This window comes from Sulfuriferula multivorans, from assembly GCF_003851125.1.
In the GTDB taxonomy this organism is placed as follows: Bacteria; Pseudomonadota; Gammaproteobacteria; order Burkholderiales; family Sulfuriferulaceae; genus Sulfuriferula; species Sulfuriferula multivorans.
The window spans coordinates 25884-37211 of sequence record NZ_BGOW01000044.1 but is presented as its reverse complement, the minus strand read 5'-3'; the positions used below and the strand labels follow the sequence as shown (position 1 = coordinate 37211).

At 57.9% G+C, this 11328-nt stretch carries 15 protein-coding genes and 2 pseudogenes; 12 read left to right on the top strand and 5 right to left on the bottom strand.

Annotated elements, in window-relative coordinates; translation table 11 throughout:
• The 4 genes and pseudogenes from EI185_RS16390 to EI185_RS16375 form a co-directional block, all read left to right on the top strand.
• A pseudogene (locus EI185_RS16390) lies at positions 1-95 on the top strand (IS5/IS1182 family transposase); the annotation flags it as partial.
• A 38-nt stretch (positions 96-133) separates the two neighbouring features.
• Positions 134-469 (top strand): hypothetical protein, encoded by a 336-nt coding sequence (locus EI185_RS16385; protein ID WP_124706227.1) that lies wholly within the window; start codon positions 134-136, stop codon positions 467-469.
• Between the two features lie 8 nt (positions 470-477).
• Positions 478-1275 (top strand): sulfite exporter TauE/SafE family protein, encoded by a 798-nt coding sequence (locus tag EI185_RS16380; protein WP_124706226.1) that lies wholly within the window; start codon positions 478-480, stop codon positions 1273-1275.
• A gap of 28 nt (positions 1276-1303) precedes the next feature.
• Entirely contained in the window at positions 1304-2044 is a 741-nt protein-coding gene (locus EI185_RS16375) for a DUF3530 family protein (RefSeq protein WP_124706225.1), read from the top strand.
• Here EI185_RS16375 and EI185_RS16370 read toward each other — a convergent pair.
• Both EI185_RS16370 and EI185_RS16365 read right to left on the bottom strand, forming a co-directional pair.
• Positions 2037-2918, bottom strand: coding sequence for a phosphoribosylaminoimidazolesuccinocarboxamide synthase (locus EI185_RS16370; RefSeq protein ID WP_124706224.1), 882 nt, complete (start codon positions 2916-2918; stop codon positions 2037-2039). The two genes, EI185_RS16375 and EI185_RS16370, sit on opposite strands and share 8 nt — an antisense overlap.
• 248 nt (positions 2919-3166) lie before the next feature.
• Positions 3167-4225 carry an AI-2E family transporter gene (locus EI185_RS16365; RefSeq protein WP_124706223.1) on the bottom strand — a complete coding sequence of 353 codons (1059 nt, stop codon included), beginning with the start codon at positions 4223-4225 and terminating at the stop codon, positions 3167-3169.
• A 46-nt stretch (positions 4226-4271) separates the two neighbouring features.
• On the opposite strand from EI185_RS16365, the gene purM reads away from it, so the two are divergent.
• The 4 genes from purM to EI185_RS16345 all read left to right on the top strand — a co-directional run bounded on the left by purM (position 4272) and on the right by EI185_RS16345 (position 6606).
• Positions 4272-5324, top strand: a complete 1053-nt coding sequence (gene purM, locus EI185_RS16360) for a phosphoribosylformylglycinamidine cyclo-ligase (protein ID WP_124706222.1) — start codon at positions 4272-4274, stop codon at positions 5322-5324.
• A 262-nt stretch (positions 5325-5586) separates the two neighbouring features.
• Complete coding sequence (locus EI185_RS16355) at positions 5587-5829, top strand: DUF4160 domain-containing protein (RefSeq protein WP_124706221.1); 243 nt, start codon at positions 5587-5589, stop codon at positions 5827-5829.
• Complete coding sequence (locus tag EI185_RS16350) at positions 5822-6067, top strand: DUF2442 domain-containing protein (RefSeq protein ID WP_262982407.1); 246 nt, start codon at positions 5822-5824, stop codon at positions 6065-6067. Before EI185_RS16355 ends, EI185_RS16350 begins: the two co-directional genes overlap by 8 nt.
• Before the next feature lie 212 nt (positions 6068-6279).
• Positions 6280-6606 carry a hypothetical protein gene (locus tag EI185_RS16345; RefSeq protein WP_124706219.1) on the top strand — a complete coding sequence of 109 codons (327 nt, stop codon included), beginning with the start codon at positions 6280-6282 and terminating at the stop codon, positions 6604-6606.
• Between the two features lie 224 nt (positions 6607-6830).
• Here EI185_RS16345 and EI185_RS18260 read toward each other — a convergent pair.
• A pseudogene (locus EI185_RS18260) lies at positions 6831-6946 on the bottom strand (IS110 family transposase); the annotation flags it as partial.
• Between EI185_RS18260 and EI185_RS16340 the strand changes: the two are divergent.
• From EI185_RS16340 to EI185_RS16325, 4 genes are all read left to right on the top strand, one after another.
• Entirely contained in the window at positions 6945-7298 is a 354-nt protein-coding gene (locus EI185_RS16340; RefSeq protein WP_124706218.1) for a hypothetical protein, read from the top strand. The pseudogene EI185_RS18260 and the gene EI185_RS16340 overlap by 2 nt on opposite strands.
• Positions 7299-7621: 323 nt before the next feature.
• Complete coding sequence (locus EI185_RS16335) at positions 7622-8176, top strand: hypothetical protein (RefSeq protein WP_124706217.1); 555 nt, start codon at positions 7622-7624, stop codon at positions 8174-8176.
• Positions 8177-8439: 263 nt separating this feature from the next.
• A complete protein-coding gene (locus EI185_RS16330; RefSeq protein ID WP_124706216.1) occupies positions 8440-8829 on the top strand; it encodes a BrnT family toxin in 390 nt (129 codons plus the stop codon).
• A gap of 10 nt (positions 8830-8839) precedes the next feature.
• Positions 8840-9091: a BrnA antitoxin family protein gene (locus EI185_RS16325; RefSeq protein WP_124706215.1), complete on the top strand. Its 252-nt coding sequence runs from the start codon at positions 8840-8842 to the stop codon at positions 9089-9091.
• Between the two features lie 111 nt (positions 9092-9202).
• On the opposite strand, the gene EI185_RS16320 is transcribed toward EI185_RS16325, so the two are convergent.
• Positions 9203-10066, bottom strand: coding sequence for a fructosamine kinase family protein (locus tag EI185_RS16320; protein WP_124706214.1), 864 nt, complete (start codon positions 10064-10066; stop codon positions 9203-9205).
• A 13-nt stretch (positions 10067-10079) separates the two neighbouring features.
• Complete coding sequence (locus EI185_RS16315) at positions 10080-11327, bottom strand: ATP-grasp domain-containing protein (RefSeq protein ID WP_124706213.1); 1248 nt, start codon at positions 11325-11327, stop codon at positions 10080-10082.
• Position 11328 lies beyond the last annotated feature (1 nt).

Here is an 11328-nt window from a genome sequence, read left to right as displayed (position 1 = left end):
TGCATCTCAAACGCTGGCGGGGCATCGCTACGCGCTACGTTAAAAACGCTTCCTCATTCCTGGCCGCAGTCCGCATACGCTGCTTGGTGCTTTGACTCGCTATCTCGTGACGACACTATCTAAGGAGCTACACATGACGTTTATCGAACTTTTGACCTATGTTGGCAGCCATTCCAAATACGACATCATGGATGGTGATGCAGAAGCTACCCTGGCGGCGGCGCGCAACGGTTCGCACAAAAATCCGGTGGCAGGCAAAGTCATCGCCGACATGTACCAGAATAGCGGCCTGGCCACCCCTGCGGACGCCATCGAGCGCGCCCAGGCCATCAAGACACTGGGGCCGATCCGGCTGTTCTACATGAAAGACGACGCCCCGGTGGAAGGATTCCGCATGGTGGAAGACGTCGTGCACAAGATTGACGGCGCCTTCAATGAAGAAGCCATGCGCCTGAAGGCGCAAATCTAGGGGTTGGCGTGACTCATTACCTTCCGCACTACCTTGCGTTGGGTCTGGTGTCGGGTTTTGTGGCGGGTTTGCTGGGCGTGGGTGGCGGCTTGCTGATGGTGCCGGTGCTGGTGTTTATTTTCAGCGCCGAGGGATTTCCCGCCGACCGCGTGCTGCTGTTCGCGCTGGCCACCTCGCTGGCGATCATCGCCTTCACTTCGCTCTCCAGCGTGCGCGCGCATCATGCGCACCGGGCGGTCAACTGGGTTGCGATGCGCCGCATCAGTCCGGGAATCGTGACTGGCACGCTGGTTGGCGCCTGGCTTGCCACCTTGCTGCCCGCCACGTTTCTCAAGTATTTCTTCGTTGCATTCCTGTTTTACGCCGCCACCCAGATGTTGCTCAACATCAAGCCGCAGGCTCATCGCGGCTTGCCCGGCACTGCGGCGATGTTTGCCGTGGGCAATGTGATCGGCATGGTGTCGAGCTGGGTGGGCATCGGCGGCGGTACGCTGTCGGTGCCATTCATGCTGTGGTGCAATGCCAAAATGCACGAAGCCATCGGCACTTCCGCGGCGATCGGTTTTCCCATCGCACTGGCCGGCACGCTGGGCTATATTTTGTCCGGCTGGAACGCCACGGCCATGCCCGCCCATAGCCTGGACTATGTCTACCTGCCGGCACTGGTGCTGGTGGCGCTGGCGAGCATTTTTACCGCGCCGCTGGGCGCACGGGCTGCGCATAAACTTCCGGTTGCGACCCTTAAGAAAATTTTCGCCGTATTGCTCTATAGTCTGGGTATCAAGATGATGTTGAGTCTGACCTGAGTCCAACCAAAGCAGCGAGGGGAATGATATGCGCACATTGTGGATGATTGTGTTGTTAATGATGACCAGCAGCGCCTTTGCGGCGGATGCGTCGGATTATGCGCGCGAGAAAAAATGGGCGGACGAGGTTGTTCCGGGTGTGGTGGTGGGCGATCCGGTCTATCTGGAACAGCCCAACGGGCACAAGTTTTTAACGCTCTACACCCCGGCCAAGGATGCCAGAGCGGCGCTGGTGATCGTGCATGGGATGGGTATCCATCCCGACTGGGGCCTGATCGGCGTATTGCGCAGCCAGTTGCCGGACCGCGGCTACACCACGCTGTCGGTGCAGATGCCGGTGCTGGATAATGCCGCCAAAGCAGCAGCCTACACGGCCACGCTACCTGAAGCGGCGCAACGCCTGAAACTGGCCGTGGATTTTCTCAAGGCCAAAGGTTACGCCAAAATCGGTTTTGTTTCGCACAGCATGGGGTCGCGCATGAGTTATGAATATCTGTCTGGCCGGCCTGACCCGGCGGTCAAAGCATGGGTGGCCATCGGTATACCGATCCGCGCGGATTACCGCAAGGTCAACATGCCGGTGCTGGACTTATACGGCCAGAACGATCTGCCCGACGTGCTGAACAATGCGGCGGCACGCAAAGCGACACTGCAGGGCAAACCGGGCTCGGAGCAGATGCAGGTGGCGCGTGCGGACCATTTTTTCACCGATATGGATACCCAGCTGGTGGATATCGTGGCGACCTACCTGAACCAGCAGTTCAAGTAGTCAGTCGCGCGACTGCTTCGCGGTATTTCTCTGCGGTTTTTGCAGCGACTTCAACCGGTAATTCCGGCGCAGGCGCCTGCTTGTTCCAGCCGGAAGCCTCCAGCCAGTCACGTACGAACTGCTTGTCGTAGCTGGGCGGATTGCTGCCGGGCTGGTACTGATCGGCCGGCCAGAAGCGGGAAGAATCCGGGGTCAGCACTTCGTCGATCAGGTACAGCTTGCCCGCTGCATCCAGACCAAACTCGAACTTGGTGTCGGCAATGATGATGCCGCGGGTAAGCGCATACTCCGCCGCCTGGGTATACAGGGCGATGCTGGCGTCACGCACCTGGGCGGCGATGCCGGCACCCAGCAGTTGTTCGGCGCGGGCGAAATCGATGTTTTCGTCGTGTGCGCCCATCGCCGCCTTGGTGGAGGGGGTGAAAATCGGCTTTGGCAGTTTGCCCGCCTGTTGCAGGCCGGCGGGCAGCGCGATGCCGCATACGCTGCCATGGCTCTGATATTCCTTCCAGCCTGAACCGACCAGATAACCGCGCACAATGGCTTCCACCGGCAGCGGTTGCAGGCGCTTCACCACCATGGCGCGGCCTGCCACCTGATCGCGCTCGTTTTCCGCCACCACCGATTCCGGTGTGTCGCCAGTCAGATGATTGGGGATGATGTGCCCCAGCTTGCCGAACCAGAAATGCGAAATTTCCGTCAGCATCGCGCCCTTGCCCGGGATCGGCGTGGGCAGCACCACATCGAAGGCGGACAGGCGGTCGCTGGCGACAATCAGCAGGCGCCGGTCGTCTACCGCGTAAACATCGCGCACCTTGCCGCGCGACAGCAATTGCAGGGAGGGAATGGCGGATTCGAGCAGCGGCGTGGTCATGGCGGTAGCAGTCGTGGCAAAACCCGCATTATACCGTTCAGCTTAGACAGAAGCATTTGTAGCCACGGAGAACTCAGAGTTCACGGAGGCAACGGGGTTCGCAGGGATGGGCGACCCGCCGCCCAACGCGCAAAAATAATTGGTTGTCGTAAATATTGACTTCACCCGTCAGGTGAACAGAAAAATATGTGGAACCCGTTTCATCTCCGTGTCCTCTGTGAACTTTGTGGCCAAAGCAGTTTTCAGGTTCAGTCCTGATACAGACTGCTGTGCTGATAAGCCGCCCGGATGTGGCGCAGTGCCACCAGCAGCATGGCGGAGATGGGCAATGCCAGCAGCACGCCGAAAAAACCGAACACTTCGCCGAACGCCAGCAGCGCAAAAATCACCATCACCGGGTGCAGGCCGATGCGTTCGCCGACCAGGCGCGGCACCACCACATAGCCTTCCACCAGCTGGCCGATGCCGAATACCACCCATACCGGAATCATTCCCGACAGGCTGGAGAACTGCACCAGTCCGGCCAGCGTGGCCAGCGCCATGCCCGAGATCGCGCCCATATACGGCACGAACACCAGCAGTCCGGCCAGGATGCCGATCGGCAGGGCGTAATCCAGCCCGGCGATCCACAACCCTGTGGTGTAGAACACCGCCATGATGAGCATGACCGAGAGCTGGCCGCGCAAGAACTCCGACAATACCGCATCGATTTCCGTCGCCAGCTGGCGGACTTTGGAGTGCCAGCGCCGTGGCACCAGTCCATCTGCCCAGTCAATCATCACATCCCAGTCGCGCAGCAGATAAAAGAACACCACCGGGATCAGCACCAGGTTGGCGACCAGGCTGACGATGCCCAGCGTGCCGGTTTTCAGCCAGACTGCGGCACTGCCGGCGGCGCTGCCCGCACCTTGCAGGTGATCGGACAGCAGCTGCTTGAGTCCCTCGGCATCGGGCAAGGTGACGCCCAGATGCTCCTGCAACCATGGTGCAGCGCTGTTTTGCAGCCAGTCCACATATCTCGGCAGGCTGGCAATGAAATGGCTGGTCTCGGTCTGTATCATCGGCAACAGGATCAATGCCAGCAGGAAAAACACCAGCCCCAGCACGATGATCACGATGCCTGCCGCCGCCCCGCGCGGCAGTTTCATGCGCTCCAGCCGATCGGCCAGCGGGTGGCAGATATAGGCCAGAATCGCCGCCAGCAGAAATGGCGTAAGAATGGGGGAAAGCAGATACAGCAGCCCGCCCGTGACAAGCACGGCGGCGAGTATCCAGGCAAAGTCGCGGTTCGGTTGGGTAGCGTTCATTTGCGGTAAAATAGCATGAATTTTCCAAACAAAACGCGAGCTCGCCGTGACTTCTCCCAACAAACCCTCCCTTTCCTATCGTGACGCAGGCGTGGACATCGACGCCGGCGATGCCCTGGTAGACCGCATCAAACCCTGGGCAAAGCGCACCATGCGCCCGGAAGTGCTGGGCGGCATCGGCGGTTTCGGCGCACTGATGGGCCTGCCCGCCCGATACAAAAACCCGGTGCTGGTATCCGGCACCGACGGCGTCGGCACCAAGCTCAAGCTCGCCTTCATGCTGAACCGGCACGACACCGTCGGCATCGACCTGGTCGGCATGAGCGTCAACGACATCCTGGTGCAGGGCGCCGAGCCACTGTTCTTCCTCGACTACTTCGCCTGCGGCAAGCTCGACGTGGACGTGGCGGAACAGGTCATCAAGGGTATCGCGCAGGGCTGCGAGCAGGCCGGTTGCGCGCTGATCGGCGGCGAGACCGCGGAAATGCCGGGCATGTACCCGGCCGGCGAATACGACCTGGCGGGCTTCGCGGTGGGCGTGGTGGAACGTGAAGCGGTGATCGACGGCAGCACCATCTGCCCCGGCGACGCGGTGCTCGGGCTGGCCTCCAGCGGCGCCCACTCCAACGGCTACTCGCTGATCCGCAAAATCCTCGAAATCAGCGGCGCCGACGTGGACGCCGATTTCCATGGCCGCCCCTTGGGCGATGTGCTGATGACCCCCACCCGCATCTACGTCAAGCCGCTGCTGGCCCTGATGCAGGCCATGCCGGTTAAAGGCATGGCGCACATCACCGGCGGCGGACTCACCGGCAACGTGCCGCGCATCCTGCCCGAACACCTGATGGCGGATATCGACGTCCAGTCGTGGGACATGCCGCCGCTATTCCACTGGATGCAGAAACACGGCGGCGTGGCGGACAGCGAGATGCACCGCACCTTCAACTGCGGCATCGGCATGGTGGTGGTGGTGGCCGCAGAACACGCCGAGGCGGCGATGCAGAACCTGGCTGCGGCGGGGGAGACGGTTTACCGGATCGGGGAGATCCGCGCGCGTAGCGAGGGCGAGGCGCAGACGGTGGTGCGGGTTTGGTTTTGATGAGCTGTTCATGGCGGGCTCGGCGGTTTTGTTTTGACGCTGGTTCTGGATTTGTGGCATAGAAACCGTGGTTTCCGATTATTCGGTTTGGATACAATAGAGCAAATGACCGGACAGCAACGCCAAGCCAAACCACGCGAAAGGCCCAGGGTGCAGAATCCGGTCCCTTTTGCTTTTTTCACTGGATGATTATTCTCGACGCAACAATGACTGCGTAACTCGGATTATGTTTTGTTGTTGAGTAAGCCATGGTGAATTGACTATGCCGGTAATTCTGCGTTACAAAGGCTACAAGCTATTTTTCTACTCCAACGAAGGCAATCCGCTGGAGCCACTGCATATCCACGTACGCAAAGGTGAATCGGTAGCAAAATTCTGGATTGCGCAAGATGTAAGCCTTGCGAGCAGCTATGGCTTGTCAGCAACCGAGCTAAACGACATTGCACAGTTTGTGCACAATAATCGGGAAATAATAGAAAGGGCTTGGAATGAGTTCTTTGGCTAAATCAGTAAATTTCGATAAAGACATGATGTGGGTCGATCTGCTTGACGGGCGGAAACTGGGTGTGCCATTGGCTTATTTTCCACGCTTGCTCAGTGCCGCACCGGAACAATTGCCGCGTTACGAGATCAGCGGCGGCGGCACAGGCCTGCACTGGGATGAGCTGGATGAAGATATCAGCGTGGAGTATTTGTTATTGGGCGTTGGTGACCGCACGCATGCCGATAAAGCGGCTGCATGATGTATGCAAAATGTGATGATGCAAGACTGACCCTGAGCCCCCTCGCGTCCGGCAGTCTCGCCATTGCAGCCTTATGCGGAGATAGAATATCGTGTCTGACCCTGGGGTTTCCGTAAGGCTTTTCAAGGAGTTTGACTGTGAAATATCTAATCTTCAGCAACAACTGGCTTCGATGGCTAAGGCATAACCTGACAGTTACTCGGAGATCTACAATGCGAGTTATTGCTATTTTCCTGCTGGCGTTCTGCTCTAGCGCGTATGCCATTAACTACACCGGTAGTGGCATGTCGTGTGTGGAGATCGGAGGATTCGCACAATCAGTGATGTATCAAAAACAAATGAAAGATGGGGTAACACTTAAGGAGGCACTTGATGGGATGCACAATTCCCTCTCTGGCGGTGACTTCAAATCAACTGAAAAGGTCTTGGCCCAGATCATCAATGAGATTTACAAACGCCCCTACTTGTCCAATCTAGATCCCGATGTGGTCAAGTCAACTTTTGAGCATGATTGTGAAGTGCAAAAGCAATCCCACTAAACCAGTCATGTGGTCTAAACACATATCATTAGCTAATTGACGCGCTTATTCGACGTGTATCGCTTGAACATAGTTTGCCGGGGGTAGCCCGGCAGCTAGTTACCTTTTCTTGTTTGGCCAAGAAAAGGTAACCCAAATGAAGGCCACCCCACTGCGCCGTCCCTTCGGGATACCTTCGTCCGAGCCGGTCAGGTGGGGGATTCAAAGAACGCAGAGTCACGCGCTAACAACTGCTCCCGCACTACCTTGGGTTTGACCAGTTTGCATGGCCGTTTTCATTGACGCCATGCTCCGCAAAAATGCTCTTGGCAAGATCAATGCCTATCATGATAATACTCATGACTTCCCCTTCCTGCTGGTTTGATGAAATCGACAATTTCCATCATGGCACTTTTGATGCCGTTCGCGGCTACTTCGCCGCACCCGTGGGGCGGGGAAGCCCCTTTCATTCGCTAGGGATTATCGTGTTCTCGCGCATAAAACGCTGGTATGACGGGGAGTCAAAGTTGCACGTGTTTGAAAACGATCCAGCTAGCCTAATTGCCATCATGCCGCTGCCCTATACCAAGTATCACTGGTCGGCTAAGATCGCCCGTGCCATTGTCGGCTTCTATCTTCGGCATTGGCAGTGGGTTTGGAGCACAATCATTGCTATTCTCGGTTTGTATATTGCGGTTCTTGCGCTCAAATAATTTACGTTCAAGTCCAATGCCAAAAAGCACTCCACTTATCCAAGCCAGCGCCCAAGCCAAACAAAAGAGTTGTATCTTATCCATTAGTTCCATCTCTAACCCCATGGTGCAGGTGACCGCCCAAAAGTGGGCGGCTCCTGACCTTCACCGTTGACGCTGTAGAAAAACCCTCTGACGAAAAATCGGACCAGCAATGAATAAAAATCGACCTCTCATAATGCGCTGTATTCAACGATCGTGGACTGGGGAAGGGCCAAGTGACCCCCGAATACCGGTTTGCCTGACCCTCAAGTAGTTTTTCTACAGTCTCGTTAGGCCAATTAATGACGATCACCGAACGAATTGAGTACGATGTGAAGTGCTTGGATGCCTACTTCCGCAAACTCTTCACGATGGCAACGGAAGTCTCTCTTCAAGAGTCCTCAATGGTTGCCATGAGCGAGGAATCCGAGAGCTTTATCGCTCATAACGTAACTGCTTTCATTCGCCCTGATATGGTTTGCAATGTCTATAGCCTTGTCGATTTTTGGCTCCCGCAACTTTGCAGTTTCCACAAGCGCAAAAGCAATCTCGTCCTCAGCTATAAAGACATAAAAGGCGCAAGCGACCTCAATGCGTACCACAAGTACTTAACGAAGGTCGCGGCACTCTCGCTTCAAAATGCACAACCGAGCTATGACCACTTGGACAATCTTCGCATGGTTCGGAATTGCGATATTCACAATGGCGGTCACATTAAGGATGAGCAACAACGTATCAAGCTCGAGCAAGTTCCGGGCATTACCGCCTCGGGTTCGTTGGTAATCATTGCTGACTCGTTCGTTTGGGATTCACTGAATCACGCAAAGGTTTATCTATGTGCAATAGCCCAAGCCTGATAACTGAAAAAGGGCAAAAAATGGCACGGGGTCAAAGAGGAATGCCAGGGTCAGCCCGGTAGGGCGCAATCGTTATTGCGCCGAATGAAGACTCCGGTGCAATGCGCTTCGCTTATTGGCACCCTACATTACGCCTTACGCGGGTTGAATCTCCCGCCCGACCAACTCAGACGAAGCGGCGCAGCAGGGGAATTGCGCCTGCGCCCGCCCGGTCGTCAAACGATGTTTTTGCATTATGCATACTATATATGCATAATTAGCCCATGCATGTTGAATTCGGCCCGACAAAAGCCGCTGCCAGCCTGAAGAAACACGGGATTTCGTTTTCGGATGCCGAACTGGTGTTATATGACCCAATGGCGCTGACGAATGAAGACGATGCGACGCATGGAGAGGCGCGGTTTGTAACAGTGGGCGTAGGTGCGCAAAATCGGGTGTTGACGGTGGTATGGACGCAACGTGGAAACACAATTCGCCTGATTTCAGCACCTTGGCGACCAGCCATGAACGGAGGACTTATGGGCACCTCTATAAATCCACACTCCGTCGCGATACTGCGTTGCTCAAGAAATTTTATCGCTTACATATCAAACATATGCTACGCGCTAAAATTACTTTCGCGCCTTGCCTCGCTTAGGATTTTGAATTTATAGAGGTACCCTTATGAAAGCTGAATACGATTTTTCCAAGGCCAAGCGCGGTGCGGTGATTGAACCTGCGGGCAAGACACGCATCACAATTTATATTGACGACGAGGTGCTGGCGGCGTTTCGCGCACGTGCCGAAGCCGAAGGTCGCGGCTACCAGACGCTTATCAACGAGGCACTAAAAATATCGATGCAGGCAGGTGATGCGCCACTTACGCTGGATACGCTGCGCAAGGTGTTGCGTGAGGAATTACACGCGGCGGCGTAGGCCACCAGAAGCATCAAAGAGAAGGCCACCCCGCTGCGCCGCCCCTTCGGGATACCTTCGTCTGAACCGGTCAGACGAAGCGGCGCAGAAAGGGATTCCGGGCTGTGCTGCCTAAGCTAATTCTCTCAACAGCCGCTCCATCATCCCCTCCGCCTGTCGCGGGTAACTGCCGCCGAACAGATTGGCGTGGTTGAGGATGTGGTACAGGTTGTAAAGAGTTTTGCGTACCGAATAACCTGCATCCAGTGGCCAAGCCTCTTGATAAGTTGAGTAGAAATCCGCCGGGAAGCCGCCGAACAGTTCGGTCATGGCGATATCCGCTTCGCGGTCGCCGTAGTAGACGGCGGGGTCGAAAATGACCGGCTCGCCCGCCTGGGTATAGCCGTAGTTGCCGCTCCACAGGTCGCCGTGCAGTAGCGAGGGTTGCGGCTGGTAGCCGTCGAACAGGCCGTTGAGTTTTCCCATCAGGCGTTCGCCGCGGGTTTGCAGGCTGCCGCCAAAACCGTTGCGTGCGGCCAGTTCGAGTTGAAATCCCAGGCGCTGGTCGCGCCAGAAGTCTATCCAGTTGTCGGTCCAGGGATTGCTCTGAGGGGTGGCACCGATGGTGTTGTCGGACGCGAAGCCGAAGCGCGGCGCGGTCGTCCGGTGCAGGGCGGCGAGTTGTTGGCCAAATTGTGCGGCGCTGCCGTGGCCGCCCAGATCCAGCCATTCCAGCACCAGAAATGCTTCGTTACCCGTCACGCCGCTGGTGACGGGATGCGGCACGCGCAGGGTGTGACTGGCGGCGAGTGCGGCGAGACCAGCTGCTTCCGCCTCGAACAAGGGCAGTTTGGCAGCGCTGTTGGTTTTAACGAAATAACGCGTTGTGCCGCTCTCGATGCACCAGGCGGCGTTAATGCAGCCGCCGCCGACCGGGGTGGTGCGCTGGATAGGGAATGCTGCGCCGGGGCGGCCTGGATGCTCTGGGCTACGCATTGCCACAGGCTCATCAGGCGGTGCTTTTGGCCAGCACCACGTCGGGCCGGATATCAAAAACCAGCTCGGCATGGGCGCTGCGCAGCGCGGCTTCGGCTGCTGCGGGAGTGGCGGCGCGGCTGAAGATGAAGCCGAGGTAACTGGCGCCTTCCGGGGCGGGTGCGATACGCTGGCCGGGGACGGTGGTGATGCGGATGTCATCGATGTGCGGCACCGCACGTGCGGCTTCCAGCCCAGCCACGCTTTGATAAATGCCGCGCCCGGGTACCGGAATCATCATCACGCCACTGGCGTCGCTAGGCTCCGGCTGGACAATCGGCAGCCCCAGTGCATGGCGCAGGATGAGTTCTTCCAGCGTCATGCCCAGGCGCCAGCGCAACATGCGCCCGCACAGGCCGCCGATGGAGCGCGCAGCGATTTCGAGCAACCACACGCCGGCGTCGTTCACGCGCATTTCGGCGTGAATGGCGCCGTGGCTGAGCCCGGCGGCTGCGCAGGCGCGTTGCACGCTGTCGGCGATGGCGGCCTGCAGCTCACCGGACAGACGCGACGGCGTGACGTAAATGCTTTCTTCGAAATACGGGCCGTCCAGCGGGTCGGGCTTGTCGAACAGGGCCAGCACGCGCAGCTGGCCGTTTTTCAGCAGGCCCTCGAGGGCGTGTTCGCTGCCGGGGATGAAGCTTTCGACGATCAGGCCCAATTCACTGGCATCGCGGTCGGCGCTCGACTGGATGCGGCTGACCCGACGCACTTGCTGCAATAAATCCTGCGCATCATCGGCGCGAATCACACCACGGCTGGCAGACAATCGGCGTGCTTTGACCACCACCGGATAATGCAATTGCGCGGCAAGTATGCGTGCTTCTGCTGCGCCGGCGAGGTGGTAAAACGCCGGACAGTTGAGGCCGTTTTGCTGCAACAGCCGGCGGAAAGCGAGTTTGTCGCGGGTGGGGCGTACCGCCTCGGGCGCATTGCCGGGCAGGCCGAGTTTTTCGCGCAGCACGGCGGCCAGTTCGACGCCCGCATCGTCCACGGCAAGTACCGCATCCACGCGTCGTCCCAGCGATGCCAGCACTTGCGCAGCGGCGGCCTCGGGCTGGTCGAAATGCAAAGACAGGATCGGGCTCAGCCCGCGCTGCGGGGCGAGCTGATGGCAATGGTCGGCGGCACTGACCACTTCCACGCCCAGTTTGTGCGCGGCATCGAGGAAATCCTGATTGCGGTAACTGGCGATGGGGAGCAACAGCAGGACGCGCAGCATG

Excerpts from the sequence above, each read along its gene's own strand:
- EI185_RS16345 (WP_124706219.1), top strand. The coding sequence starts at position 6,280 with ATGCGAGTTATTGCTATTTTCCTGCTGGCGTTCTGCTCTAGCGCGTAT.
- EI185_RS16385 (WP_124706227.1), top strand. The coding sequence starts at position 134 with ATGACGTTTATCGAACTTTTGACCTATGTTGGCAGCCATTCCAAATAC.
- EI185_RS16335 (WP_124706217.1), top strand. The coding sequence starts at position 7,622 with ATGACGATCACCGAACGAATTGAGTACGATGTGAAGTGCTTGGATGCC.
- EI185_RS16365 (WP_124706223.1), bottom strand. The coding sequence starts at position 4,225 with ATGAACGCTACCCAACCGAACCGCGACTTTGCCTGGATACTCGCCGCC.
- EI185_RS16370 (WP_124706224.1), bottom strand. The coding sequence starts at position 2,918 with ATGACCACGCCGCTGCTCGAATCCGCCATTCCCTCCCTGCAATTGCTG.
- EI185_RS16315 (WP_124706213.1), bottom strand. The coding sequence starts at position 11,327 with ATGCTGCGCGTCCTGCTGTTGCTCCCCATCGCCAGTTACCGCAATCAG.
- EI185_RS16340 (WP_124706218.1), top strand. The coding sequence starts at position 6,945 with ATGACTTCCCCTTCCTGCTGGTTTGATGAAATCGACAATTTCCATCAT.
- EI185_RS16325 (WP_124706215.1), top strand. The coding sequence starts at position 8,840 with ATGAAAGCTGAATACGATTTTTCCAAGGCCAAGCGCGGTGCGGTGATT.
- EI185_RS16375 (WP_124706225.1), top strand. The coding sequence starts at position 1,304 with ATGCGCACATTGTGGATGATTGTGTTGTTAATGATGACCAGCAGCGCC.
- EI185_RS16355 (WP_124706221.1), top strand. The coding sequence starts at position 5,587 with ATGCCGGTAATTCTGCGTTACAAAGGCTACAAGCTATTTTTCTACTCC.
- EI185_RS16330 (WP_124706216.1), top strand. The coding sequence starts at position 8,440 with ATGCATGTTGAATTCGGCCCGACAAAAGCCGCTGCCAGCCTGAAGAAA.
- EI185_RS16320 (WP_124706214.1), bottom strand. The coding sequence starts at position 10,066 with ATGCGTAGCCCAGAGCATCCAGGCCGCCCCGGCGCAGCATTCCCTATC.